The 25,553-nt window shown below is 70.6% G+C and carries 24 protein-coding genes; 13 read left to right on the top strand and 11 right to left on the bottom strand.

Annotation, left to right across the window (positions count from 1 at the left end):
* Positions 1-16: 16 nt before the first annotated feature.
* Positions 17-1,318: an FAD/NAD(P)-binding protein gene (locus tag AW273_RS20875; RefSeq protein WP_062350349.1), complete on the top strand. Its 1,302-nt coding sequence runs from the start codon at positions 17-19 to the stop codon at positions 1,316-1,318.
* 111 nt (positions 1,319-1,429) lie between these two features.
* Positions 1,430-2,650, top strand: a complete 1,221-nt coding sequence (locus AW273_RS20870; protein WP_232327525.1) for a glycosyltransferase family 4 protein — start codon at positions 1,430-1,432, stop codon at positions 2,648-2,650.
* On the opposite strand, the gene AW273_RS20865 is transcribed toward AW273_RS20870, so the two are convergent.
* The gene (locus AW273_RS20865) at positions 2,592-3,476 is read right to left on the bottom strand and encodes an RNA polymerase sigma-70 factor (RefSeq protein ID WP_232327524.1); all 885 of its coding nucleotides are present in this window, start codon (positions 3,474-3,476) and stop codon (positions 2,592-2,594) included. The genes AW273_RS20870 and AW273_RS20865 overlap by 59 nt on opposite strands.
* 96 nt (positions 3,477-3,572) lie before the next feature.
* Between AW273_RS20865 and AW273_RS20860 the strand changes: the two genes are divergently transcribed.
* Positions 3,573-4,631, top strand: a complete 1,059-nt coding sequence (locus AW273_RS20860) for an NAD(P)/FAD-dependent oxidoreductase (RefSeq protein WP_062350345.1) — start codon at positions 3,573-3,575, stop codon at positions 4,629-4,631.
* 154 nt (positions 4,632-4,785) lie between these two features.
* The gene (locus AW273_RS20855; RefSeq protein WP_157555991.1) at positions 4,786-7,968 is read left to right on the top strand and encodes a glycosyl hydrolase family 95 catalytic domain-containing protein; all 3,183 of its coding nucleotides are present in this window, start codon (positions 4,786-4,788) and stop codon (positions 7,966-7,968) included.
* 34 nt (positions 7,969-8,002) lie between these two features.
* On the opposite strand, the gene AW273_RS20850 is transcribed toward AW273_RS20855, so the two are convergent.
* A complete protein-coding gene (locus tag AW273_RS20850) occupies positions 8,003-8,599 on the bottom strand; it encodes a hypothetical protein (RefSeq protein ID WP_062350342.1) in 597 nt (198 codons plus the stop codon).
* A 147-nt stretch (positions 8,600-8,746) separates the two neighbouring features.
* On the opposite strand from AW273_RS20850, the gene AW273_RS20845 reads away from it, so the two are divergent.
* Both AW273_RS20845 and AW273_RS20840 read left to right on the top strand, forming a co-directional pair.
* Complete coding sequence (locus AW273_RS20845) at positions 8,747-10,744, top strand: sensor histidine kinase (protein ID WP_062350339.1); 1,998 nt, start codon at positions 8,747-8,749, stop codon at positions 10,742-10,744.
* Positions 10,741-11,385: a response regulator transcription factor gene (locus AW273_RS20840; RefSeq protein WP_062350336.1), complete on the top strand. Its 645-nt coding sequence runs from the start codon at positions 10,741-10,743 to the stop codon at positions 11,383-11,385. Before AW273_RS20845 ends, AW273_RS20840 begins: the two co-directional genes overlap by 4 nt.
* A 23-nt stretch (positions 11,386-11,408) precedes the next feature.
* Here AW273_RS20840 and AW273_RS20835 read toward each other — a convergent pair whose 3' ends face one another.
* The 4 genes from AW273_RS20835 to AW273_RS20820 are packed head-to-tail and all read right to left on the bottom strand — an operon-like array spanning position 11,409 to position 14,091.
* Entirely contained in the window at positions 11,409-12,050 is a 642-nt protein-coding gene (locus AW273_RS20835; RefSeq protein WP_062350333.1) for a nucleotidyl transferase AbiEii/AbiGii toxin family protein, read from the bottom strand.
* Complete coding sequence (locus tag AW273_RS20830) at positions 12,050-12,370, bottom strand: hypothetical protein (RefSeq protein WP_062350330.1); 321 nt, start codon at positions 12,368-12,370, stop codon at positions 12,050-12,052. The genes AW273_RS20835 and AW273_RS20830 overlap by 1 nt, the downstream gene beginning before the upstream one ends.
* Before the next feature lie 20 nt (positions 12,371-12,390).
* Positions 12,391-13,368: an aldo/keto reductase gene (locus AW273_RS20825; RefSeq protein WP_062350327.1), complete on the bottom strand. Its 978-nt coding sequence runs from the start codon at positions 13,366-13,368 to the stop codon at positions 12,391-12,393.
* A 36-nt stretch (positions 13,369-13,404) separates the two neighbouring features.
* Positions 13,405-14,091 (bottom strand): HAD family hydrolase, encoded by a 687-nt coding sequence (locus tag AW273_RS20820; protein WP_232327523.1) that lies wholly within the window; start codon positions 14,089-14,091, stop codon positions 13,405-13,407.
* Between the two features lie 75 nt (positions 14,092-14,166).
* Between AW273_RS20820 and AW273_RS20815 the strand changes: the two genes are divergently transcribed.
* Positions 14,167-14,748 carry an HNH endonuclease family protein gene (locus AW273_RS20815; RefSeq protein ID WP_062350324.1) on the top strand — a complete coding sequence of 194 codons (582 nt, stop codon included), beginning with the start codon at positions 14,167-14,169 and terminating at the stop codon, positions 14,746-14,748.
* A 1-nt stretch (position 14,749) separates the two neighbouring features.
* Complete coding sequence (locus tag AW273_RS39145) at positions 14,750-14,878, top strand: hypothetical protein (RefSeq protein ID WP_269750256.1); 129 nt, start codon at positions 14,750-14,752, stop codon at positions 14,876-14,878.
* Here AW273_RS39145 and AW273_RS20810 read toward each other — a convergent pair.
* Entirely contained in the window at positions 14,875-15,606 is a 732-nt protein-coding gene (locus AW273_RS20810; protein WP_083949905.1) for a GDSL-type esterase/lipase family protein, read from the bottom strand. The genes AW273_RS39145 and AW273_RS20810 overlap by 4 nt on opposite strands.
* A gap of 49 nt (positions 15,607-15,655) precedes the next feature.
* Here AW273_RS20810 and AW273_RS20805 point away from each other — a divergent pair, with 49 nt between their 5' ends.
* The gene (locus tag AW273_RS20805) at positions 15,656-16,825 is read left to right on the top strand and encodes a cytochrome P450 (RefSeq protein WP_062350318.1); all 1,170 of its coding nucleotides are present in this window, start codon (positions 15,656-15,658) and stop codon (positions 16,823-16,825) included.
* A 23-nt stretch (positions 16,826-16,848) separates the two neighbouring features.
* Here AW273_RS20805 and AW273_RS20800 read toward each other — a convergent pair whose 3' ends face one another.
* Positions 16,849-17,826 carry a polysaccharide deacetylase family protein gene (locus tag AW273_RS20800; RefSeq protein ID WP_062350315.1) on the bottom strand — a complete coding sequence of 326 codons (978 nt, stop codon included), beginning with the start codon at positions 17,824-17,826 and terminating at the stop codon, positions 16,849-16,851.
* A gap of 178 nt (positions 17,827-18,004) precedes the next feature.
* Between AW273_RS20800 and AW273_RS20795 the strand changes: the two genes are divergently transcribed.
* The 3 genes from AW273_RS20795 (at position 18,005) to AW273_RS20785 (ending at position 20,907) form a co-directional block, all read left to right on the top strand.
* Positions 18,005-20,005, top strand: coding sequence for a cellulose binding domain-containing protein (locus AW273_RS20795; RefSeq protein ID WP_062350605.1), 2,001 nt, complete (start codon positions 18,005-18,007; stop codon positions 20,003-20,005).
* A 195-nt stretch (positions 20,006-20,200) separates the two neighbouring features.
* Entirely contained in the window at positions 20,201-20,482 is a 282-nt protein-coding gene (locus tag AW273_RS20790) for a hypothetical protein (RefSeq protein ID WP_062350313.1), read from the top strand.
* Between the two features lie 29 nt (positions 20,483-20,511).
* Positions 20,512-20,907, top strand: a complete 396-nt coding sequence (locus AW273_RS20785) for a hypothetical protein (protein ID WP_157555989.1) — start codon at positions 20,512-20,514, stop codon at positions 20,905-20,907.
* A gap of 35 nt (positions 20,908-20,942) precedes the next feature.
* Here AW273_RS20785 and AW273_RS20780 read toward each other — a convergent pair whose 3' ends face one another.
* Genes AW273_RS20780 through AW273_RS39140 form a run of 3 tightly spaced genes read right to left on the bottom strand, consistent with a single transcriptional unit; the run spans position 20,943 to position 24,117 of the window.
* Positions 20,943-21,809, bottom strand: coding sequence for a shikimate dehydrogenase (locus tag AW273_RS20780; RefSeq protein WP_062350307.1), 867 nt, complete (start codon positions 21,807-21,809; stop codon positions 20,943-20,945).
* A 49-nt stretch (positions 21,810-21,858) separates the two neighbouring features.
* Positions 21,859-22,500 (bottom strand): TetR/AcrR family transcriptional regulator, encoded by a 642-nt coding sequence (locus AW273_RS20775; RefSeq protein ID WP_062350304.1) that lies wholly within the window; start codon positions 22,498-22,500, stop codon positions 21,859-21,861.
* 24 nt (positions 22,501-22,524) lie between these two features.
* Entirely contained in the window at positions 22,525-24,117 is a 1,593-nt protein-coding gene (locus AW273_RS39140) for a sugar phosphate isomerase/epimerase and 4-hydroxyphenylpyruvate domain-containing protein (RefSeq protein ID WP_062350301.1), read from the bottom strand.
* A 121-nt stretch (positions 24,118-24,238) separates the two neighbouring features.
* Between AW273_RS39140 and AW273_RS20765 the strand changes: the two genes are divergently transcribed.
* A complete protein-coding gene (locus tag AW273_RS20765) occupies positions 24,239-25,552 on the top strand; it encodes an MFS transporter (protein ID WP_157555987.1) in 1,314 nt (437 codons plus the stop codon).
* Position 25,553: the final 1 nt, after the last annotated feature.

The raw sequence follows: 25,553 nt of genomic DNA, 5'->3' as shown, positions 1-25,553 counted from the left end.
TGCCTATCCTGGAGGCATGACTCCCGTCATCGTGGTCGTGGGCGGTGGGGCCAGTGGCACCCTGGCCGCCGTTCACCTGCTGCACAACGCGCGCGCCCGCCGGCTCCCCCTGCGGGTCGTGCTGATCGACCGGTACGCCCGGCACGGCCTCGGTCAGGCCTACTCCACCACCGATCCCGCGCACCTCCTCAACGCCGCCGCGGCGAAGATGAGCGCCCTCCAGCACGACCCCGACGACTTCGTGCGCTGGGCCAGGGCGCCGGAATGCGCCTTCCTGCCCCGGCAGACCTATGGCCACTACCTGCGCGACGTTCTGGAGCGTGCCCAGGACGGGCCCGCCCGCACCGTCGAGCGGGTCACCGGCGAGGTCGCGACGGTCTCGCGGCGGCCCTACCGGGTGAGCCTCGCCGACGGGAGGCGCTTCGACGCCGACGCCATCGTGCTGGCCACCGGGAACGCGGCCCCGGGGCTGCGGCTGCCGGGGGAACGATGTACCAACGACCCCTGGGCGGTGGGCGCGCTCGACCGGGTCGCCGACGGTGACGTGCTCGTCGTGGGGACCGGCCTGACCATGGTCGACATGGCCGTCACGCTCAGCCGCGTGCCCGGCCGCACGGTTTACGCGGTGTCGCGGCACGGCCTGCTGCCCCGCGTGCACGTCGAGGGCCCGGTGACGCCCCGCCCGGTCACGCTGCCCGACGGGCCGCTGACCCTGCGGGAGCTCGTCCGGGCGGTGCGCGAGGCGGCGGCGCGCGACGACTGGCGGGGGGTGGTCGACGGGCTGCGGCCCCGGGTGCCGGAGTTGTGGTCCCGGCTCCCGCTGGAGGAGCAGCGCCGGTTCCTGGCGCTGGCCGCACGCTACTGGGAGATCCACCGGCACCGGATCCCGCCGGTCACCGCCGCGAGGATCGAGGACCTGCGGTCGTCGGGCCGGCTGAGACTGCTGAGCGGCTGTGTCGAGGGGGTCACGCCCCGCGCCGATGGGGTGACGGTGCACCTGGAAGACCACGACCTGCCCGTCTCCTGGGTGGTCAACGCGACCGGGCCGGGCTCGGTCTGCGCCCGCGACCCGCTGCTGACCCGCCTCATGGGCGACGGCCTGGTGCGGGCCGACCGGCTCGGGCTCGGCGTGGAGGCCGACGCGCGCGGACGCCTCGTCGACGCCACCGGCCGCGCCGACGACCGGCTCGTCACCCTCGGCCCGGTGCTGAGGGGCAGCCGCTACGAGACCACGGCCGTCCCCGAGATCCGCGGCCAGGCCGCCACGCTCGCCCCCCACGTCATCGACGCGATCGCGCGGTGGCCAAGTGTGATCTAGATCACATAAGCGAATTGTGTGTTCACTGCGTCTTAATACCGGGGAAAGCACACATTTCAAAGGGGGAAAATGTTGCCTATTTCGGGAGCTTTACGACGATTCGTCATCCGATTGCTGGAGAAACGCGACCATCGGCGGGCCAGAAAGGCGCCACCACCCGACACTCGCGAGATCCGCATTCTCCTGCTCCACGCCTACGGTTTGGGCGGCACCATCAGAACGGTCTTCAACCTGGCCGCCCACCTGGCCGAACGCCATGACGTCGAGATCGTCAGCGTCGTACGCGAACTGCCCGATTTCTTCTTCGAACCGCCACCCGGCGTGCGGATCACCTATCTGGACGATCGCGTGAACGGCAGAAAAGGGTTGCTCAACCGCTTCCGCAGCCGCCTGACGCCGCCCGACGAGGCCGCCGCCCACTGGTTCACCCTGAAGACCGACCTCGCCCTGGCCCGCTACATCCGCGGCCGCCGCGGCGGCGTCCTCATCGGCACCCGCCCGGCCCTCAACCTGCTGATCGCCCGGTTCGCCGGACCCGAGGTGATCACCATCGGCCAGGAGCACGCGAACCTCCCCTCGCACGGCGAGGAGACCACGAAGCAGATCGTCCGCCGCTACGGCCGCCTGACCGCCGTGGCCACGCTCACCGAGACCGACCTGCGGTCGTACCGGAAGGCCCTGAGGAAGCGCCCGGCCCACCTGGTCCGGATCCCCAACGCGGTCCCCAAGCTGACCGGCGTGACGGCGCGGCGCACCGCGCCGGTCGTGGTGGCGATCGGGCGGCTCGCCCACGTCAAGGGCTACGACCTGCTGATCCGCGCCTGGGCCCACGTCCACCGCGCCCACCCCGAGTGGGAGTTGCGCATCTACGGCTCGGGCCCCCGCCACGACAAGCTCCAGGCGTCGATCGAGAAGAAGGAGCTGACCGGCTGCGTGCGCCTCATGGGCCCGGCCACCGATGTGGCCGCGGTGCTGGCCGAGGCGTCGATCAACGTGCTCAGCAGCCGCCGCGAGGGCATGCCGATGACCATCCTGGAGGCCATGAGCGTGGGCGTGCCGGTCGTCGCCTACGACTGCCCGACGGGCCCGGCCGAGATCATCACCGACGGCCACAACGGCCTGCTCGTCCCGGCCGGCAAGATCCACGCCATGGCCGACGCCATCGGCCGCCTCATCGTCGACCCCGATCTGCGCACCCACCTGGCCGAGAACGGCCTGGTCACGGCCAAGGAGTACGACATGGCCGCGATCGGCCCCCAGTGGGAGGAACTGCTCACCGCGTGCTCAGCGGCGTCTCCTCGGTCAGGCGGCACAACTTCTCCGGGTTCCTGACGTAGTAGACCTCGGTGATCAGGCCGTCCTCGACGCGCATGGTCATGAGTCCGTCGAGGACGTCGCCGAGGTAGGCGAGGAAGGCCGGCCAGCCGTTGGCCTCGGTCGGCTCCAGCGTCATCATCGTGCCGTAGGAGCGGAGGACGCCCGCGTAGAAGCGCACCATCCGGTCCGCGCCCACGAGAGGCCGGTGCATGGCCTGGACGTTGCCGCCGCCGTCGGCCAGCAGCACCACGTCGGGGGCCAGCAGGTCGAGCAGGGCCTGCGGGTTCCCGGTCTCGATCGCGTGCTGGAAGGCGGCCATCGCGTCTCTGGTCTGCTGCCGGTTGGTGGCGGCCCGGGGGCGGCGGGCGGCCACGTGGGCGCGGGCGCGGTGGGCGATCTGCCGGACCGCCGCCTGGGTCTTGCCGACGGCCTCGGCGACCTCGGCGTACTCGAAGTCGAAGACCTCGCGGAGCACGAAGACGGCCCGCTCGGTCGGGGTGAGGGTCTCCAGGACCAGCAACATCGCCGTCGACAGGTTGTCGGCCAGTTCGACGTCCTCGGCGACGTCGGGCGTGGTCAGCAGGGGCTCGGGCAACCACGGGCCGAAATAGGTCTCCTTGCGGCGGCCCAGGACACGCAGCCGCCCGAGCGCCTGCCGGGTGGCGATGGTGACCAGGTAGGCGCGCTGGTCGCGGACCGCCGAGAGGTCCACGCCGGTCCACTTCAGCCACGTCTCCTGGACGACGTCCTCGGCGTCGGCGGCCGAGCCCAGCAGCTCGTAGGCGACGGTGAAGAGCAGGGTGCGGTGGGCGACGAAGGTCTCCGTCGCGGGATCGGTCATATCCATCAGATGCCGGAACCGGTCGTTTCGTGACATGTCACAAAGAAGTCGCGCCGAGCATCTCCTGTCCGAGGCAGTCGAGACAAGGAGACGGCAATGCAGATCGTGGTGATCGGAGCCGGATACGCGGGCACCTACGCGGCGAACATCCTGGCCAGGAAGACCAAGGCCGACATCACAGTGGTCAACCCGCGCGGCCACTTCGTCGAGCGGGTGCGCCTGCACCAGCGGGTGTCGGGCACCTCCCCGGCGCAGGCCCCGCTCACATCGATGCTGCGCGCCGGGATCACGACCAGGATCGGGACGGTCGAGAAGATCGGTGACGGGCTCGTCACGCTCGACGACGGCGCCTCGCTCTCCTTCGACCTCGCGGTGCTGGCCGTCGGCAGCACGGCCCAGCCCATGCCGGGCACCATCCCGGCGGCCACCTGGGAGGGCGCGGAACAGGCGCGCGCCGCGCTCGCCACGCTGGACCCCGGGGCGGTCGTCACGGTGATCGGCGGCGGCCCGACGGGCATCGAGACGGCGGCCGAGATCGCCGCCGCCCGCCCTGATCTGCGGGTCCGACTCGTGGGCACGGCCGTCGCCGGCGGCTTCGCCGAAGGGGCGCGGCGCCGGGTGCGCGCCGGGCTCGACCGGATCGGGGTGGAGGTCGTCGAAGACGGCGTCACGGCGGTGGCCGACGGGCAGGTCGTGCTCCGGTCCGGTACGGCTCTCGCCACCGACCTCACCCTGTGGGGCATCGTCTCGGGCGTCCCCGACCTCGCCGCGCGCAGCGGCTTGACCGTCGACGAGGAGGGCCGCCTCGTCGTCGACGAGTTCCTGCGCAGCGTCGACGACCCGCGCATCTTCGCCGCCGGCGATTGCGCGTCCGTGCCGGGGGCGCGGATGTCCTGCCAGGCCTCGGAGCCCCAGGGCGCCACGGCGGCCCTCAACGTGGCACGGACGATCCAGGGCCGCGAGCTGACCCCGCACGTCGTGCGGTTCGTCGCCCTCTGCGTCAGCCTCGGCCGGGCGGACGCGGTGGCCCAATTCACCCACTTCGACGACTCCCCCCGCAGGGCCTACCTGGCCGGACGCGCCGGGGCCGTGCTCAAGGAGCAGGTTACGCGGGGCACCGTCTTCGGGGCGAAGTCGGGCATCCCGTTCAGATAACTCGAAATACATCCGATCTGTGAAGAGCAATGACGGGATCAACCGGTCAGGAATCGCCTGATAGTCGAGGAAACATCGGATGCCAAGCCTTGTTTCGAGGTTGTTTCGATGCTATTTCCTTGACTTGACCCCCCTCACCTGACCGGAGGACCCCGTGCGCCGAAGATTATGCATCGCCGGATTGGCGGTGTTCGCCATGGTGGCCGGTATGACCGCGATCACCCAGACGCAGGCGTCCGCGCTGGCCCTGCCGCCCACCGACGACCTGACCCTCTGGTACGACTCCCCGGCCACCAACTGGGAGACCCAGGCCCTCCCGATCGGCAACGGCCCGCTGGGGGCCAAGGTGTTCGGCGGCGTCGCCTCCGAGCAGATCCAGTTCAACGAGAAGACGCTGTGGACCGGCGGCCCCGGCGCGCAGGGCGGCTACAACCACGGCAACTGGACCTCCCCCCGCCCCGGGGCCGTCGACGGCATCCAGGCGCAGATCGACCAGCAGGGCCGGATCACTCCGCAGACCGTGGCCAACGCTCTCGGCCAGGGCAAGACGAACTTCGGCTCCTACCAGACCTTCGGCGACCTGTTCCTCGACTTCGCCAACCCGCCCACGAGCACCGGCGAATACCGCCGCGAGCTCAGCCTCCGCGAGGCCGTCGCCCGCGTGGGCTACACGGCGGGCGGCGTCGAGTACACCCGCGAGTACTTCGCCAGCAACCCCGGCAACGTGATCGTGGCCCGCATCTCGGCCAACCAGACCGGCCGGGTGTCGTTCACACTGCGGCACACCTCGCCGCGCAACGACAAGACGATCACCGCCTCGAACGGGCGGCTGACCATCAAGGGCACGCTGGCGAACAACGGGCTCAAGTTCGAGGCCCAGGTCCAGGTCGTCAACCAGGGCGGCACCCGCACCGACGCCGGTGACCGGGTCACCGTCACCGGCGCGAACAGCGTGCTGCTGGTCCTGTCGGCCGGCACCGGCTACTCCGACGTCTACCCGACCTACCGGGGGGCCGACCCGGCCGCCGGGGTCACCTCACGGGTGACGACGGCCGCGGCCAAGAGCTGGGACGAGCTGAAGGCCGCCCACCTGGCCGACTACAGGAACCTGTTCGACCGGGTGAAGCTGAACATCGGCCAGACCAACCCGGCCGTGCCGACGAACACGCTGCGCGCCGGCTACACCGGCGGTTCGTCGACGCAGGACCGGGCGCTGGAGGCGATGTTCTTCGCGTACGGCCGCTACCTGCTCATCTCCTCCTCGCGGGAGAACGACATCCTGCCGGCCAACCTGCAGGGCGTGTGGAACAACGTGGTGAACCCGCCATGGGACGCCGACTACCACGTCAACATCAACCTGCAGATGAACTACTGGCCGGCCGAGCAGACCAACCTCCGCGAGACCACCAGGCCCTACGACCGCTACGTGAACTCGATGGTCGCCCCCGGCCGGGTCACCGCCCAGAACATGTACGGCGCCCGGGGCTGGGTGGTCAACAACGAGACCAACCCCTACGGCTTCACCGGCGTGCACAACTACCCGCAGTCGTTCTGGTTCCCCGAGGCCGCCGCCTGGACGACCCAGCACCTCTACGACAGCTACCGTTTCAACGGCGACGTGAACTACCTGCGCACCACCGCCTACCCGGCGATCAAGGGCGCGGCCGAGTTCTGGCTCGACTTCCTGCACGTCGACCCGCGTGACAACCGCCTGGTGGTCTCGCCGTCGTACTCCCCGGAGAACGGCGACTTCTCGGCCGGCGCGTCGATGTCGCAGCAGATCGTGCGGGAGGTCTTCACCAACGCCCTGGCCGCCGCCCGCACCCTGGGCGTCGACACCGCGCTCCAGAACGAGCTGACCACCGCGTTGTCGCGGCTCGACCCGGGCCTGCGCATCGGCCGCTGGGGCCAGCTCCAGGAGTGGAAGACCGACTGGGACTCCCAGACCGACACCCACCGCCACGTCTCCCACCTGTTCGCGCTGCATCCGGGCAACCAGATCCTCCCGGGCACGGCCGAGGCCAACGCCGCCCGCGTCTCGCTGAACGCGCGCGGCGACGGCGGCACCGGCTGGTCGAAGGCCTGGAAGATCAACTTCTGGGCACGTCTCCTCGACGGCGACCGCGCCCACAAGCTGCTGTCGGAGCAGCTCAAGTCGTCCACGCTCGACAACCTGTGGGACACCCACCCGCCGTTCCAGATCGACGGCAACTTCGGCGCGACCTCGGGCGTCGCCGAGATGCTCGTGCAGAGCCAGCACGACACCGTGCACGTGTTGCCGGCCCTGCCCTCGACCTGGGCCAACGGCTCGGTGACGGGACTCAAGGCGCGCGGTGACATCACCGTCGACACGACGTGGAAGTCGGGCGCGGCCGAGACGATCATCCTGCGGACCGCCCGGACCAACCCGATCAAGGTCCGCACGGCCGCCGCCACGGGCGTTTACTCGGTCAAGGACGAGACCGGCGCGACCGTCGCCGCCACCCGGACCGGTGACACGCTGAGCTGGAACGCGACCGCCGGGAAGACGTACACGATCAGCTTCACGGCCGGTGGCGGCACCAGCCAGACCGTCGAGGGCGAGGCGTACACCTCCCAGTCGGGCGTGCAGCCCGCCGGGCACGCCGCCGCCAGCGGCGGCCAGACCGCCGGCTACATCGACAACGGCGACTGGGCGGCCTACTCGCAGGTCAGCACCGCGGGCCTGCGCACCTTCAGCGCCCGGGTCTCCTCGGGCGGCCCCGGCGGGACGATCACGATCAGGGCCGGATCGCCGACCGGGACCGTGCTCGGGTCGGTGGCGGTCGCGCCGACCGGGAGCTGGGACACGTTCACGACCGTGACGACGACGCTGACCGGGACCGGCTCAGGCCCGCTCCACCTCGTCTTCTCCGGCGGCGCGGGCAGCCTGCTCGACGTCGACACCATCACCGTGTCGACCACCGGCGGTGGCCCGCAGCCGGTGACCGTCCAGGGTGAGGCCTGGACCTCGATGAGCGGGGTGCAGCAGGCCGACCACCCGAACGCCCAGGGCGGATACTCGGTCGGCTACATCGACAACGGCGACTGGACGGCCTACTCGGGGGTGAACACCTCGGGCCTGCGCGCCTTCAGCGCCCGGGTGTCGTCGGCCGGGGCCGGCGGCACCATCCAGATCAGGTCGGGCTCGCCGACCGGCACGCTGCTCGGCTCGGTCGCGGTGGCGCCGACAGGCGGCTGGGACACCCACGTGACGGTCTCCACGACGCTGACCGGATCGGCCTCCGGGCCGCTCTACCTGGTCTTCACGGGAGGCGCGGGCTCGCTGTTCGACGTGGACTCCTTCACGGTGTCCTGACATGAGAAGGGCGCCCCGCCGGGGCGCCCTTCTCCTACCTCTCCGTACGGACCAGCTCCGGCCGGAAGGCGATGATCAGGCCGAGCGTGGCGTACCCGGCCAGCAGGTGCACCGCGCCGACCACGTTGCCCGTCTCCGGGCCGAGAATGCCCATGGCCGGGATCGTCACCACGGCCCAGCTCTCGGCGACCACCGGCCACACGCGGGCCAGACCGCGCCAGCGCCCGGCGAAGGCGACCTTGATCCCGATCACGAACATGCCGAGCATCGAGAGCGGCCAGAAGACGTCGAGGATCGCCAGCCAGCCGGCGTCGCGCTCGCCCGGCAGCAGGGCGTGCAGCAGGCTCCAGACCATCGCCGGCGCCAGCAGCACCCGCTCGACCTGCAGCATGGCGCGGGCCGGCCGGCTCGTCCCGGTCGCCTGGGTGCGGATCATGAGGGCCAGCAGGCACATCAGCCCGAACTGGAAGGCCAGTCCGCCCAGGTCGGTGAGCTTCCAGCCCAGGTCGGTGGTCGGCTGGAAGCCGTAGAAGAAGCTGGCGGCCGACCAGATCAGCGCGCCGGACGACAGGCCCAGGGCCAGTCTGCGGGTGGTGGTCTCGGTCTCGGCGGGGGTGGCGGTGAGGGTCATCGTGCATCCTTCGTCTCTCGGCGACGACGACCATGTTGCGGATCGCACGGCCCGGACCGGCAGGGCGTGGCGTCCTGTTCCGGTGCCCGGCACAAATGGGACGGGAGTCCTAGGGACTTCGCTGACCTGCTGCGGCACACTTTCCTGGTGCGGAAGGTGCTCTTCGCGGTCGCGGTGGCCGCCCTGCCCGCCGCGGCCCTCGTCGACGTACGGGTTCCGGCGGCCCATCGCGCGCTGCTGCAACTCCAGCCGGGCGTGGTCGACACGCTGACCGGGGTCGCGCTCGCGGCGGCCGGGCTGGCGGTCCTCGGCCGGTTCCCGCGCCACGCCCTCGGGTGGCTGATGTCGGTCTTCGGCGCGTGGTGGGCGCTCGACGGGCTGGCGGCGTCGTGGCTGGCGTACGCCACCTCCGCGGGGCTGCCCGGCGGTTCGGCGGCCTTCCTGATCTACCAGCGGCTCGGCGCGGGGCTCACGCTGCTGCTGCCGCTCGTCCTGCTGCTGTTCCCCGACGGGAGGCTGCCCACGGGCCGGTGGCGGGTGGTCGCGCTGGTCAGCCTCGGCCTGACCAGCCTGCTCCCGCTGGCGCTGATCGCGGCGCCCTCGGAGATCGCCCAGGCCACCGCGGAATCCGGGCCGATCCCCGCGCCGCTGCTGGCGCTGAACCTCGACCTGCTCTACGTGCCGCTGCCCGACGACGTGTGGACGGTGCTGCTGCGCGTGGCCCAGCTCTGCGTGCCGCTGAGCCTGGTCGCGCCGTTCGTCGTGGTCGTCCGGCGTTATCGCGCCTCGGCGGGGCTCGACCGGACCCGGCTGCGCTGGCTGGTCTGGGCGGGCGTGGTCGACCTCATGGTCATGCTGACCTTCCGGCTGCTGCCCCACTCGTGGACGGCCATCGGCCTGGCCGCCGGCGTGACCCTCACGGCCGCGGCGGTCGCGATCGGCGTCGTCCGGCCCGACCTCGTCGACGTCGACCGGCTGCTCGGCGGAACCGTCGTGTACGCCCTGCTGCTGGCCCTGACCTTCGTGCTCGACCTGGTCGTCCTGGGCAGCGTCGGGCAGTACCTCGGCTCCCGCCTCAACGACGGCGAACGCCTGGTCATCGCGGTGTTCGCGGTCGCCATCGGCTACGCGCAACTGCGCCACCGGTTGTGGCGGCTGGTCCGCCGCTGGGTCGTGGGCGACCGCGACGACCCCTACCACGTCGTCTCCGGCCTGGCCGAGCGCCTGGAGGCGACCGACGACTCCGAGGCGCAGCTCCTCACGCTGGCCCGCACGGTCCGGCGGGCGTTCCGGTCGTCGTACGTCGCCGTCGAGATCACCGACGCGCTTCTCGTCGAAGACGGCGAACGCCCGGCCGAGACCCGGGCGCTGCCCATCGCCTACCGGGGAGAACGCGTCGGCCGGCTGGTGCTGCCCGCCCGGGTCACCCGCCCGACGTCGGGCGACGAGCGGCTGCTCGCCGACGTGATCCGCCAGGCCGCGGCGGCGGCGCGGGCCGTCCACCTCGCGGAGGAGCTGCAACGCGGCCGGGAGAGGATCGTGTCGGCCGTCGAGGACGAACGCCGCCGCCTGCGCCGCGAGCTCCACGACGGCCTCGGCCCGACCCTGGCGGCCGTCGCCGCCCGCATCGACATGGCCAGGATCACCGCCCGCCGCTCCGGCGACGACGCCGACCAGATCCTCGGCCAGGCCCGCCAGGAGCTCACGGGCCTGCTCGCCGAGGTCAGACGCCTGGTCCACGGCCTGCGCCCCCCGGCACTCGACGACGTCGGCCTGGTCGGGGCGATCCGCCAGCTCGCCCCCGACCTGACGATGCGCGTGGCGGAACACGGCGACCTGACGGGCCTGCCCGCGGCGGTCGAGGTGGCCGCCTACCGGATCGCCGCCGAGGCGATCACGAACGTCCGCCGCCACGCCCGCGCGACGACCTGCACCGTGACCCTGACCCGCGCCGACGGCGTCCTGTCCGTCGAGATCACCGACGACGGCGTCGGCCTGGAAGCGGCCGCGACGACCGGGGTGGGCCTGGTGTCCATGCGCGAACGCGCCGCCGAACTCGGCGGCACCTGCGTGATCGCCCCGATGGAGCCGAGAGGAACCCGCGTGCTGACCAGGCTGCCCGCCCGCGACGAGGTGACGGTATGACCATCAAGGTCCTGGTCGTCGACGACCACCCGGTGTTCCGCGAGGGCTTCGCCGCCCTCCTGGGCAGCATCGACGAGATCGACGTGATCGGCACCGCCGCGAACGGCCGCGAAGCCGTGGCGTCCGTCCGCGACCACCATCCCGACGTGGTCGTCATGGACGTCTCGATGCCCGAGATGGACGGCATCGAGGCCACCCGCCGCATCCTGGCCGACCACCCGGGAACCGGCGTGGTCGTCCTGACCATGTCGGAGGAGGACGGCACGATCTTCGACGCCCTCCGCGCCGGCGCCCGCGGCTACCTGCTGAAAGGCGCCGAACCCGACGAGGTCGTACGCGCCATCACCACGGTGGCCGGCGGAGGCGTGGTCTTCGGCGCCGTCCTCGCCGGCCGCATCGCCGACTTCCTCGCCCCCCGATCTCCGGCCACCTCGGGCGAGACGTTCCCGACCCTGACGGCCCGGGAACGCGAGGTCCTCGACCTGGTGGCGGCCGGCCTGTCGAACGGCCAGATCGCCGCCCGCCTCTTCCTGTCCCAGAAGACCGTCCGCAACCACGTGTACGCCGTCATGGGCAAACTCCAGGCGGCCGACCGAGCCGAGGCCATCATCCGCGCGAGGGACGCCGGCCTCGGCCGTTGAGTCTGACACCGGCAGGCCCGGGACTATCCGATGGCCAAGACCCTTCGCCATTCGGAGAACTGCTCCCTGAGCCGCCCGGTGTCGGCCTCGGAGAGCCCGTATGCCAGGAACTCGCTGTCAGGGTAGAGGTCCAGCGCGGACAACATCTCTCCGAAGACGGCGCGATCGAAGCCGAGATCACGGGAGGCGGCGAGCTCCAGCAGTCGTTCCCGAGTGAACCTGCCGCTGGACAGAAAAGCGTCGACGTCGATGAAGTCACGGACCTCGGCCCGGCTGAAGAGGGCCTCGACCTTGCCGCCCGCGACGTCGTCGAGGTGAACGACCGGGCCGATCTCCATGGTCACCGGCGGATGCGCACGCAAGTCGGCGGCCAGTTCGACCTTGCTGGTCTGATCGGTGGCGGGGTCGGCGACCGTGAGCCGTACGAACTGAGGGCTGTCGATGTCGACCGCTACCGCCAGACCATGAGACGCGAATGCGTCGCGGATCTTGCCGACACCTTCTGCGAAGTCCTTGCGGACGCTGGACGTGAAAAGGTCGAGATCCTCGCTCGGACGCTGGAGTAAACCGTGAGCCTGCACGGCGTAGCCGCCGGCCAGGGCGAACCCGTGGTCGGCGGACGCCCGCAGCGCCACGCGTGCCAGCCGCTCATGGAAGTCGTCCATCAGGCCGCTCGACGCCGCAGCTCAGGGAACCGTTCGTGCCACAGCGAGCGCACCCGGGGTGGCAGCACCAGTTCGTGCCAGACCTTGCGCAGAATCGTGGCGTCGAGGAACTGCCGTAGATCGTCGGGTGTGGCGCTCTCTCTGATCACCCGCATGTAGAGCAGGCGTACGTCGGTGATCTGGTCGAGCCGGTAGGCCCGCTCCGGCCCCCAGTCGATGTGCCTGGGGAGCTTGACGGCGCCGGTCACCGGCCCGCTGAGCTCTTCCAACGTCGCGGGAACGACGTATGGCCGGAGCGCTCCGTACCCCTTCGGATCCATGTCTCCCAGTGTGACTGAGGTCACCACCGATCGGCGACCTGGGGAGCGATCAGTTCGTCGTAGATATTGTTGACCGCGGCCAGGGTCTCGCCGCTCAGGGGCGCGAGATCCGCGGCGGCGCTGTTCGAGCGGGCCTGGGCCGGGTTGCTGGCGCCCGGGATGATAGCGCTCACACCCGGCTGGTCGATGATCCAGCGGAGCGCGAACTGGGCCATCGTGGCGCCCTCGGGGACGAGCGGGGCCAGGCGGCGGACCGCTTCCAGGCCCGTCTCGAAGTCGACGCCCGAGAAGGTCTCGCCGACGTCGAAGGCCGCGCCGTGGCGGTTGTAGTTGCGGTGGTCGTTCTCCGGGAAGGTCGTGGCGGCGTCGTACCGGCCGGAGAGGAGGCCGCTCGCCAGCGGGACCCGGGCGATGAGGCCGACCCCGGCCTTCCGGGCGGCGGGGAGCACCTCCGCGAGCGGGCCGAGGCGCAGCATGTTCAGGATGATCTGCACGCTGGCCACGCCCGGACGGGCGATCGCCTTCAGGGCCTCCTCGCGGGTCTCCACGCTGACCGCGTAGTTCTTCATGCGGCCCTCGGCGACCATGGTGTCGAGGGCGTCGAAGACCTCGTCGCTTGAGTAGACCGGCGTGGGCGGGCAGTGGAGCTGGACCAGGTCGAGGGTGTCGACGCCCAGGTTCTGGCGTGACCGGTCGTTCCAGGCGCGGAAGTTGCCGAGGTTGTAGTTCTCGGGGGTCTGCTCGACCCGGCGGCCCATCTTGGTCGCCACCAGGATGCCGGGGTGGTCCTTGATGAAGCGGCCGATGAACTGCTCGCTGCGGCCGTCGCCGTAGACGTCGGCGGTGTCGAAGAAGTCGACGCCCGTCTCGACGGCGGTCTCCAGGACGGCGAAGGCGGTCTCCTCGCTGACGTCGCCCCAGTCGGCGCCGAGCTGCCAGGTGCCGAGGCCGACCACGGACACGTCGCGGCCGGTCCGGCCGAGTGTGCGGTGTTCCACGTCTTTCCTTCCATAGTGGAATCTGCGGGTCCGAGACTAGTCACCCGAGATCAGGGCTTCCGACTCCAGGACGTCGGCGACGATGTGGTCGGCGCCGGAGCCGTGCGGCTCCCGGGTGACCCAGATCGTGCGCAGCCCGGCCGCCCGGCCCCCTTCGATGTCGGCGACGGAGTTGTCGCCCACCATCCACCCGCCGCCCGCCAGCGGCACCCCGCACCGCGAGGCGGCGATCTCGAAGAGGGCGACGTCGGGCTTCCTGATCCCTTCGACGCCGGCGACGGCGAACCCGTCGACCGCGTCGGCCAGCCCCGTGGCGCGCAGTTTGCCGAGCTGGTTGTCGGCCATGCCGTTGGCCACGATCCCGACCTTCCAGCCGCCGCCGCGCAGCCGGGCCAGCATCGCGAGCACCTCCGGGCGGCAGCGCACGAGATGGGGCATCCGGGCGCGGTATCCGGCCCACAGTTCTTCTGCGGACGCGGCGAGGTCGAAGTGATACTTGATCCACCGGAACATCAGGTCCCGATGCGGGATGTCCAGATCGACCAGCCACCGGACCCCGTCGTCACCCAGGCCGTGGACGTCGGCGAACTCGGCGGCCCAGGCGCCGAACGCCCCGTCGAGATCGATGAGCGTGTTGTCCATGTCGAACAGGACCAGCCGTTGCATGCGGCCGACTTTATAGAGGTCGCCGGGGCGCGACTTGCCGTGGGACGACGAGGTCATGGAAACCGCGACCCGGTGACGTCATGATCACGTTCGCCGGACCACGGGGGCCCGGCGGAACGTGAGGAATGACCGATGAGCTGGGTTCTGGCCGCTTTTCTGCTGGCCGAGGTGCCGGGGGTGCCGACCGTCGCCGAGGCGCTCAACCAACTGGAGACGCTGGAGGTCGCCGAGGAGCGGAACGCGTCCACCTACGACCGGGTGCTGTTCCCGCACTGGTCGACCGTGTCGGGCACCTGCAACACCCGCGAGACCGTGCTCAGGCGCGACGGGGTCGGCGTCGTCTCCGACGCGGCCTGCCGGGCGGTCTCCGGCACGTGGCACAGCCCCTACGACGGCGGGATCTGGACCAGGGACTCCGACGTGGACATCGACCACATGGTCCCGCTCAAGGAGGCGTGGCGGTCGGGCGCCTGGGCGTGGACGACCGAGAAGCGGCGCCGGTTCGCCAACGATCTCGACGGGCCGCAACTCTGGGCGGTGACCGACAACGTCAACCAGGCCAAGGGCGACAAGGACCCGTCCGACTGGAAGCCGCCGCGGCGGGACTTCCAGTGCGTGTACGCGAAGTCGTGGATCGCGGTCAAACACGCGTACACGCTGACTCTCCAGGACGCGGAGAAGGCGGCGCTTCTGGACATGCTGCTCACCTGCTGAGGTGCCCGGCGAGTTCACGATCACCGGCACCCGTGACGGGCCGTTCCTGCTCGTCGAGGGGGCGGAACCGCCCGGCACGGGCCGGCGGATCGTGTTGCGCGGGGTGTCGGTGGGCGCGGCGGTCTCCTAGACCGCCGGGGCGGGTTTGCGCGCCTCGACGACCACCGGGAACGGCCTCGGATAGGGCGCGCCCACGCCGAACTGGCCCGACAGCGTGTCGGCGAAGGCCGCCGCGATGCGCAGTTCGCCCTGGCCGTTGGGGTGGGTGCCGTCCCAGGTGTGGGCCGAGGCGACGAACTCGGCGTGGGTCGCGGCGATGACGATCGGGGAGCGGGTGGTCGTCATGTCGCAGGCCGTGAGGACCAACCGGCGGTTGAACTCCGACACTCGGGCGTTGAACTCGGGGTCGACGGAGGCCCGGTGGGTGTCGAGGACCGTGCCGAGGACGATCTTCACGTTCTGGTTGCCGGTTCTGGCGTTGGAGATGAAGGCCCGCAGGTTGGCCTCGTTCTGGTCGGCGGAGTGGCCGTACCAGAACAGATCGTTGATCCCGAGCAGGACCAGCAGGTATTCGGGCCGGTGGGCGGCCACCTTCTGGGCGATCTCCGTCATCTCCCGGCAGTAGGGGCGGCCCCACCGGGCGTTGTGGTCGGGGTCGAAGTCGGGGTCGGCGTAGGTGTCGTCGCCGTCGCCCTGCTCGGGGGTGGCGATGGCGTCGAGGTCGTTGCGGGGACCGACGAAGTCGAGGGTGACGTCGTGCTGCTTGAGGTGCTTGAACAGGCGGTATCGCCAGGTCCAGTCGCCGCTGCTGCCGTGGCTGATGGAGTCGCCGACGATCATCAAGGTGACAACGCTCATAATCACTGAATGTAGCTGTATGAACACGGTTCGTCATTCAGGAGTTGTCATGCTGCCTCTGCACATGCGCCGTCAGGAGTTCGACCCCCACCCCGATCTGACCGGGCTGCTCGGCCAGGAAGGCCTCGCCCGGGTCCCGACGCTCTACGGCGGGCCGGAGGCCTGGCTGGTCACCCGCTACGACGAGGTGCGCGACGTGCTGCGCGACACCGAGACGTTCAGCAACGCGCTGAGCCTGAACCTGCGCTTCCCCGACCTGCCGGAGCCCACGCCGGAGGAGCGGGTCCAGATGCGCGCGGGCGCGATGCTCATGATGGACCCGCCCGAGCACACCCGGCTGCGGCGGATGCTGACGCCCGAGTTCACGATGCGGCGCATCCGCCGCCTGGAACCCCGGGTCACGGAGATCGTCCACGACCACCTCGACGCGATCGAGGCCAAGGGGCCGCCGGCCGACCTGGTCACCGACTTCGCCATGCCGGTTCCGTCGCTGGTCATCTGCGAACTGCTCGGGGTGCCCTACCGGGACCGGGCGGCGTTCCAGGAACGCACCGCCACGATGATGGACTTCGCCTGCCCGCCCGAGAAGCGCGTCAGCGCGCAGCGGGAGGCCCGCGACTACATGGCCGACCTGGTCGCGCGGCACACCGCGACACCCGGCGACGACCTGCTCGGCATGCTCATCCGGGAGCACGACCTGGAGACCGACGAGCTCATCGGGATCGGCGGGCTGCTGCTGATCGCGGGCCACGAGACGACCACGAACATGCTGGGCCTCGGCGCCCTCGCCCTGCTGCGCAACCCCGACCAGCTCGCCAAGCTGCCCGGCGACGTCGACGGCGCCGTCGAGGAGCTGCTGCGTTACCTCAGCATCCTGCACGCCGGGGTCGCCAAGGTCGCCACCCGCGACGTCGAGCTCTCCGGCACCAAGATCCGCGAGGGCGACGTCGTGGTGGTCTCGCTCCCGGCCGCCAACCGCGACCCCGCCTTCGCCGAAGACCCCGACCGGCTCGACATCGGCCGGGAGAACCACGCGCACGTCGCCTTCGGCTACGGCGCGCACCACTGCCTGGGCGCGCCGCTGGCGCGCATGGAGATGCGCATCGCGTTCCCCGCGCTGTTCGCCCGGTTCCCGGGCCTGCGCGAGACCGAACCGGGCGCGGTGTTCCGGTCGCATCACTTCGTGTACGGGCTCTCGACGCTTCCCGTCGCCTGGTAGGCGGCGCCGAGAGCCCGAAACTTTCAGCCCACCCGGCAGGAGACGGTCGGCCAGTTGCGGTTGCCGTTGTGCTGGATCGTCACGCCCCAGTTGTTACCGCTGCCGTTCGGGCGCGCGGTCAGCGTCTGGGCGTTGGGGTAGGCCGCGCTGATGTTCCACGTCGCGATGATCCGGGCGGGCGACGGCACGTTCATCGTCACCGTCCAGTTGCTCGAACCGGACACCGAGACGTTCAGGTTGTAGCGGTCGCTCCACGACGAACCCGCCGAGAGGCTGGCCGTGCACGAGCCCCCGCCGCCGGTCGGGGTGGGGGTCGGCGTGGGGTTCGGGCTGGGGTTTCCGTCGGTCGGGGCCACCGCGCGCCCGGTGGTGGGGGAGATCATGCCGGCGCACAGGTTGCGGCTCGCCAGGTTCTGGGCGATCTGCGGTACGGCGGCCACGGTGGTGGCGTACTGGTCGTGCATCAGGATGACCTGGCCGTTCTGCAGGCGGCCGGCCGCCTGGACGATGGCCGAGGTGCTGGCGCCGTTCCAGTCCTGGGAATCGACGTCCCACAGCACCTCGGTCAGGCCGAGCTGCTGCTCGATCGACCTCAGAGTCGCGTTGGTCTCGCCGTAGGGCGGGCGGAACAGGCGCGGGGCGGTGCCGGTGGCCGACTGGATGGCGGTCTGGGTGCGGGACAGTTCCGACTGGATCTGCGAGCTGCTCATCTGGGTCAGGTGCGGATGAGTGTAGCTGTGGTTGCCGACCCACATGCCGGCGCTGACCTGGGCGCGGACCAGCGCGGGGTTGGCGGCGGCGTTCTGGCCGGTGTTGAACATGGTGGCCCGCAGGCCGGCGTTGCGCAGGGCGTTCAGCAGGGTGTTGGTGTTGCCTCCTGGGCCGTCGTCGTAGGTCAGGCCGACGTAGCCGGCGCTGCAGTCGGCGGCTTTCGCCGGGACGGAGACGAGCGCTCCGGCCAGGGCGACTGCCGCGGTGAGCAGGATGGTTCTCAGACGCATCACGAAACCTCCGGGTGGCGAGCGGTTACCGACGCATTCTGGGAACGTGTTCCGAAAATTGTCAATAAGTAACAGAAACTTTCGGAACTTGACGGGAGCGGGCCGTCCGGCGCACGATCATCGTGCCTTCTGGTCAGGAGGAGGCTTCCGTTCACCGCTCCCGAGTCAGGTGTTTGTGATGCCGAAAATCCTCCTGCGAGCCGCGTCGTTGTTGTTGCTGGCGCCGCTCCTCACCCCGACCGCGGCCCATGCCGACCCGCCCGCGCCCGTTCCGGTGACCGTGAACGCCAGGGCCGGGCTCGCCGTCGTACCCGACACCGGAATCGGCGCCAACCACGCCATCTGGGACACCACCCTGGGCGCCGACGAGACCGCCGACCTGCTGAAGGAGGCCGGAGTGCAGTTGGTGCGCTACCCCGGCGGGTCCTACTCGGACATCTACCACTGGGAGACGCACACCGCCCCCGGCGGCTACGTCGCGCCCAACACCGACTTCGACACGTTCATGGCCGGGGCCCGGCGGACCGGCGCGGTACCGATGATCACCGCCAACTACGGCACCGGGACGGCCGAGGAGGCCGCGGGCTGGGTCGAGTACGCCAACGTCACCAAGGGCTACGGCGTCAAGTACTGGGAGATCGGCAACGAGAACTACGGCAACGGCCGCTACGGCACCCCCTGGGAGGCCGACAACCGCGAGGACAAGAGCCCGGCCGAGTACGCCCGCCAGGTGGTCGCCTACGCGGACGCGATGAAGGCCGTCGACCCGACCATCAAGATCGGCGCCGTGCTGACCACGCCGGGCGAGTGGCCCGACGCCATCACGGCCTCCGGCGACGCCGGGCCGTGGAACCAGGTCGTCCTCACCAACGCCGCCGCCAAGATCGACTTCGTCATCCTGCACTGGTATCCGGGCGCGACCGACCGCACCGACCGCATCACCGACATGATCCAGCTCGCCAAGGAGCAGGTCGCCCGGCACACCGGCCGCTCCGACATCGGCATCGCCATGACCGAGTTCAACACCGGCAGCAGCGCCAACGGCGCGACCACCCAGCCGGGCGCGGTCGCCGCCGCCGACTCCTACGCCCAGTTGCTCGCCGGCGGGGTGTTCTCGGTCGACTGGTGGAACGTCCACAACGGCATCGGCGCCATCGGCCAGGTCGCCGGCCACACCGACTACGGCGACTTCGGCCTGCTGTCGAGCGGCGGCTGCACCAGCGACGGCACGGTCTGCGAACCGGCGTTCAACACCCCCTTCGCGCCCTACTTCGCCCTCCAGATGATGAGCAAGTTCGTCCGCCCCGGCGACCAGTTCGTGAAGGCCACCTCGGGCGACCCGGCCGTGGTCGCGCACGCCGCCCGCCGCCCCAACGGCGACCTCGCCGTCATGCTGCTGAACACCTCGCACGACACCACCCGCACGGTCAGCCTCGGCTACCAGGGCTTCACCCCCTCGGCCGCCGCCCCCACCGGGTGGCTGCACACCAACGGCGCGACCGCGTTGTCCACCTCGCCCTCCACGACCCTGGCGCCGCTGTCGATGACCACCTTCGTGGTCAAGGCGTCGTCGAACCCCGCGGGCCTGCCCGGCCGCCCCGGCCAGCCGGTCGTCTCCGCCGTCACCGGCACCACCGCCACCGTCACCTGGCCCGCCGCCACGGCCGGATCCCGGCCGATCAGCAAGTACGAGGTCCACAACCAGGCCGGCGGCCAGTTCGGCGAGACCACCGGGACCACCCTCACCCTCAACAACCTGACCCCGAACACCCGCTACGTCGTCAACGTGATCACCCGCGACACCGGCGGCGGCACCTCCCGCCCGTCGGTCCCGCTGACCTTCACCACCGGCAACCCCGCACCCGGCGGCTGCAAGGTGACCTTCACCGACGCGTCGAACTGGGGCAACGGCTACGTCGGCTCACTCGACGTCACCAACCTGGGCGACCCCATCGACGGCTGGACCCTGACGTTCACCTGGCCGCGGGCGTGGCAGAGCCTCGGCAGCGGCTGGAACGGCACGTGGACCCAGACGGGCCAGACGGTGACGGTGACCAACGCCGACTTCAACAAGACCGTGGCCACGGGAGCCACGATCAACATCGGCTACGTGGGGAACTACTCGGGCCCCAACGTCTATCCGACCGGCTTCAAACTCAACGGCCGCGTCTGCGGCTGACGACTTCCAAGAGCCTTCTTCCGTTACGGCTCCGCCCGCCCGGCCACCCGACCGGGTCGGGCGCCACGTCTCGAAGCAGGTCGAGCCGGGCGACCCCGTCTGCCCGGCTCGACCTGTTCCGACGATGTGCCGAGCCGTTGGCCGAATCCGGCGGAACCGCTGGCGACCACCCATCAGGAAAAGTATGATTTTTGTATGAGCGAAACGAAGAAGCGGATCACCGTCACGGTGGATCACGCGCTCAACGACTTCGCCGAGCGCATGGTCGAGACCGGACGCGCCGCGTCGGTCAGCGCGGTCGTCTCGACAGCTCTGGCCAGCCTGCACGCCCGGGATCTGCGGGCGGCCAAGGCGTGGCAGGACAAGCTCGACGAGGCCGCCGCCGATCCCGCGGCCGGTGAGAAGGTGGACCGGATGATGGCCTCGGTCAACCGCCAGCTTCGTGAGCAGGGACTCCCCGACGCCGGTGCCGCGTGACCCACGTCCCGACCCCATGGGTGCTGGATGTGAGTGTTCTGGACGAGGTCGCCCGGGGCGACGCCCAGTTGATCACGTTTCTTCAGCGTTGTGACAGCATCGGACAGTCGCTCGTCGTCCCCTCCCTGGCGTTGGCCGGGGTCGGCACGTCGATGCACCACGACACCGACGCCGAAGACCTCCTGACCGGCGTGGCGAATCTGGAGGTGGTCACTGTCGCGCCGCTCAAAGGCGTGGAACAGGGCTTCCGCCTGGCCCGCGTCACCTCCGTCACGGGCCTGGACCCGTGGGACGGACACGTCGCGGCCGTCGCCGACGCGAGTGTCTGTCCGATCCTGACCGTCGACGCCAAGAAGTGGCAGGGTCCGTCCAAGGCGCTGGAGCACCCGCTTCACATCATCGAGATCACCGAAGACCCCGAATGACCGATGACCCTCGCGGGTCGTCAGGCGCGGAGTGATCAGATCAGTTCCGTCAGGTGCGCGAGCATGCGCTCCACATCCGGTTCCACCCCCGTGAACAGCCGGAACGACCCGGCCGCCTGGAAGACGACCATCCCGCTCCCGTCCAGGGTCCGGCAGCCGAGCCGCCGGGCGTGCCGCAGCAGTTCGGTCTCCAGCGGCCGGTAGACCACGTCGGCCACCCACATGTCCTGGCGCAGCAGGCCGGGGTCGAGCGGGACGCCGGGGTGGGCGGCCATGCCCACCGGGGTGACGTTGACGAGCCCGTCGGCGTCGGCGAGGAGCGCGGGCAACTCGGCGGGACCGGCCGCGCGTATCGTGCCAGGCTCGGCGGCGGCCGGCACTGCCGCCCGTGCCGGCCGGTCGATCGCCGCGTTCAGGCGGGCGGCGAGCTCCGTCGGCCGGGTGGGATCCACGTCGACCACCGTCACCCGGCCCGCTCCCAGGGTGAGCAGCGCGTGGGCGACGGCCGCCCCCGCGCCGCCCGCGCCCAGTTGCACCACGTGCCGGGTCGCGGCTCCGGGCAGCCCGCGCCGGAACGACTCGGCGAAGCCGGTCCAGTCGGTGTTGTGGCCGACGGCCCGGCCGTCTCGGAGGACCACGGTGTTCACCGCGCCGAGTTTCGCGGCGTCCGGTGACAACTCGTCGAGGTGGTCGATCACGGTCTGCTTGACCGGGTGGGTGACGTTGAGGCCGTCGTACAGGGTGAGGCGGGCGGCTCTGATCAGGTCGCCGATCGGCTCGGTGAACTCGATGGGCCGGTAGAGGTAGCGGAGGCCGTGGTGGTCGGCTTCGTGTTCGTGGAGGGCGGGGCTGAGGGAGGGGCCGATGCCCGTGCCGATCAGCCCGATGAGGTAGGACGTCATTGCGGTCCTCCTATGTACGAACTAGTGAGTTAACTTATAACCCACATCGTCACCTCCCGGCACCCTTGAGATAGGCCACGACCATCTCGCCCACCATGGTCCGCAGCCGCTCGCGGTGTTCCGGCGCGGTCATGTCGCGCCCGAAGAGGGCGCCGAAGGTGTGCTGGTTGGCGACCCGGAAGAAACAGAACGAGCTGATCATCATGTGGACGTCGATCGCGTCGGCCTCGGTGGTGAAGTCGCCACTCTCATGGCCCGCGTCGAGGATGCGCGAGATCAGGTCGAGGACCGGGGCGCCCAGGTTGGCCAGCACCTCGGACTTGCGGATGTGCTCGGCCCGGTGGACGTTCTCGATGGCCACGAGCGCGATGAAGTCGCGGTGGGCGTCGTGGTGGTCGAAGGTGAGCTGGGCGAGGGTGCGGATCGCCTCGACCGGATCGAGGTGGTCGACGTCGACCGTCTTCTCGACCGCCCTGACCTCGGAGTAGGCCTTCTCCAGCACGGCGATGTAGAGCTGCTCCTTGCCGCCGAAGTAGTAGTAGATCATCCGCTTGGTCGTGCGGGTCAGGTCGGCGATCTCGTCGACCCGGGCGCCGGCGTAGCCGCTGCGGGCGAACTCGGCCATCGCCACGTCGAGGATCTCGGCGCGGGTGCGGTCGGCGTCGCGCTGGCGGTCCCCGGGGGTGGACATTCGGCTCCATGAGGTGGGCGGGATCTACTCGCGCCTCATTTTATGACCGTGCTGCGCCGCCAGCCTGACGGGCGTGTTCGCCGCGCCATAGCCGGAGTATCCCCCGATGCGCTGCACCACCTCGAAGAAGACCCGCCCGATCGTGGCCGTGTAGAGGTGCAGGAACTCGCCGTCGTCGGCCCGGTCGTAGAGGACGTCGGTGCCGCGCAGGTCGGGGGCGCCGGGGAAACGGGCGTCGAGGTCGTCGTAGTAGTTGGCGGGGATGCGCAGCGGCGGCTCGCCGGCCGCCATGAGCCGCCGGGCCATGCCGACGACGTCGTCACACGCGACGGCGACATGCTGCCACGGCACGTTCGACGCGGTGTCGGCCATGTTGAGCGCCAGCATCACGCTGCCGTCGGCGCTGGTCATGGCCCTGCTGCGGACCAGCCCATAAGGATCGGGCAGGTCGAGGCTCTCGTGCGGGCGCAGCCCGAGCACACACCGGCACCACAACGACGCCTCGGCGAAGGGGGCGGTCAGCGCCACGTGGTCGATGGTGGAACGGCCGGGGCCGGCCGTGCGGAAGTCGATCCGGGTGCCGTCGGGTGCCTCTGCCGGGGCCGACAACGCCGCCGCGTGCCCGGCCGCCGCGACGGGATCGGGTGTCTGGATGCCGATCGCGCGGAGCTCCGCCGCCTCGCCTCCGTCGACCAGCCGGGCGCGGTCGAACCCGAGGGTCTCGACCAGGCGGCGCAGCCGGTCGCCGTCGGGACCGGTGGCGAGCTCGACGTGGGCGAAGCCGGTCAGGTCGGGCGGCGCGCCGGCGCCCAGGACGCTGTTCTCCAGGAACCGCAGCGACAACATGGCGTCGGAGGAGGTTTTCGCCGGATCCGAGCGTCTGAAGACGTCGTTGAACACCTCCAGCGACAGGGGCCCGCGATATCCCGCGGCGAGGACGTGCCGCGTGAACCCGGTCAGGTCGAAGTCGCCCTGACCGGGGAAACAGCGGTAGTGCCGCGACCACTGGAGGGTGTCCATGGTCAGCCGGGGCGCGTCTGCGAGCTGGAGGAAGAAGATCTTGTCGCCGGGGATGGCCTCGATGCCGCCCGGGTCGGTGCCCTTCGACAGGATGTGGAAACTGTCCAGGCACACCCCGAGCGCCGGATGGTCGGCCATCCGGACGATCCGCCACGACCGCAGATAGTCGTCGACGTGGCGGCCCCACGCCAGCGCCTCGTAGGCGATCCGGACACCGTGTTCGGCGGCCCGTTCGGCCAGCAGGCGCAGGTGGCCGGCCGCCAGGGCGTCGTCGTCGACTGCCTGCGGCGACACGTTCGAGCAGACCAGCAGCAGGTCGGCGCCGAGCCGGGCCATGAGCCGGAACTTGTGCTCGGCCCGCCGCAGGTTGTCGGCCAGCCGGTCGGCGGGCGCCGCCTCGAAGTCGCGGAACGGCTGGTAGAGCTCGACGCGCAGGCCCAGGTCGGCGGCCATGTCGCGGATGTCCTCGGGGGAGAGCGGGCAGGCGACGAGGTCGTTCTCGAACAGTTCGAACCCGTCGAACCCGGCCGCCGCGACGGCCCGCAGCTTCTCCGGCAGTGTCCCGCTCACGGAGACGGTCGCGATCGACTTCCGCATGGGGCCCTCACAGATAATGTACGAACTAGTGAGTTATTTGACTCCATCATCTTGACACGCTGATGGCGTGAACGCAGCATTGCGGCCACACGTTATGAACTATCCAGTTAGGACAAGCTTCATGACCCAGGCCACCCCCCGCCGCGCCGCCCTCGCCGCCTGGATCGGCAGCGCCCTGGAGTACTACGACTTCTTCATCTACGGCAGCGCCGCCGCGCTGATCTTCTCCAAGGTCTTCTTCGACGACTCCGACCCCGCGACCGCGACCCTGCAGTCGCTCGCGTCCTTCGGCGTGGCGTACGCCGCCCGCCCGGTGGGCGCCCTCATCCTCGGCCACATCGGCGACCGGTTCGGCCGCCGCCGCATCATGGTCTTCACGCTGGTCCTGATGGGGGTGGCGACGTTCCTGATCGGCTGCCTGCCGACCAGGGAGCAGATCGGCGGCCTCGCGCCCGTGCTGCTGGTCGTGCTGCGTGTCCTCCAGGGATTGTCGGCGGCGGGTGAGCAGGCCAGCGCGAACTCGATGACGCTGGAACACGCCCCCGAGAACCGGCGCGGCTACTTCACCAGCTTCACTCTGAACGGCACCCAGTTCGGCCAGATCCTCGCCACGCTCGTCTTCATCCCGGTCGCGGCGTTACCCGAGGAGCAACTGCTGTCGTGGGGCTGGCGGGTGCCGTTCTGGTTGAGCGTCGTCGTGGCGGTCGTCGGCTACCTCATCCGCCGCCACCTCGACGAGACCCCGGCCTTCCAGGCGCAGGTCGACGACGGCTCGGTGCCGAAGATGCCGCTGGCCGAGCTGTTCCGCACCCACTGGGCCGACGTGCTGCGCGTCGTCGGCGCCGCCCTGATCGCGACGGTCAGCACCATCTTCACCGTGTGGGCGCTCAACTACGCGACGAGCGACGCCGTCGGGCTCGACCGCGCGGTCATGTTGTGGGTCGGCGTGCTGGCCAACGTGGTCGCGCTCGGCACGATCCCGCTGTGGGCCCGGTTGTCCGACCGCATCGGCCGCCGGCCCGTCTTCCTGGTCGGCGCGATCGGCAGCCCGATCATGATCTTCGCCTACCTGGCCGCGATCAACTCGGGCGACTACGTCCTGGTCTTCCTGGCGGGCTGCCTCTGCTTCGGCGTCGTCTACTCGGCGTCCAACGGCATCTGGCCCGCCCTCTACGGCGAGATGTTCACCACCCGCGTCCGACTGTCGGGCATGGCCATCGGCACCCAGATCGGGTTCGCGGTGGCCGGCTTCGCGGTCGCCTCGGCGGCCGGGATCATGACCGACGACGGCTGGCTCGGGCTGCGGGGCTGGGTCGGCGTGGGGATCTTCACCGCCGTGCTCTGCGCGGTCAGCGCGATCTCCGTGCTGACCGCGAAGGAGACGTACCAGGTGCCCACGGCCGACCTCGGCCGCCGCGAGACCGCCGGCGTATGAC

The organism is Herbidospora yilanensis, from assembly GCF_001570565.1.
GTDB classification, from domain to species: domain Bacteria; phylum Actinomycetota; class Actinomycetes; order Streptosporangiales; family Streptosporangiaceae; genus Herbidospora; species Herbidospora yilanensis.
Note: the sequence above shows the minus strand (reverse complement) of the source record. Positions and strands in the feature narration are given on the sequence as shown.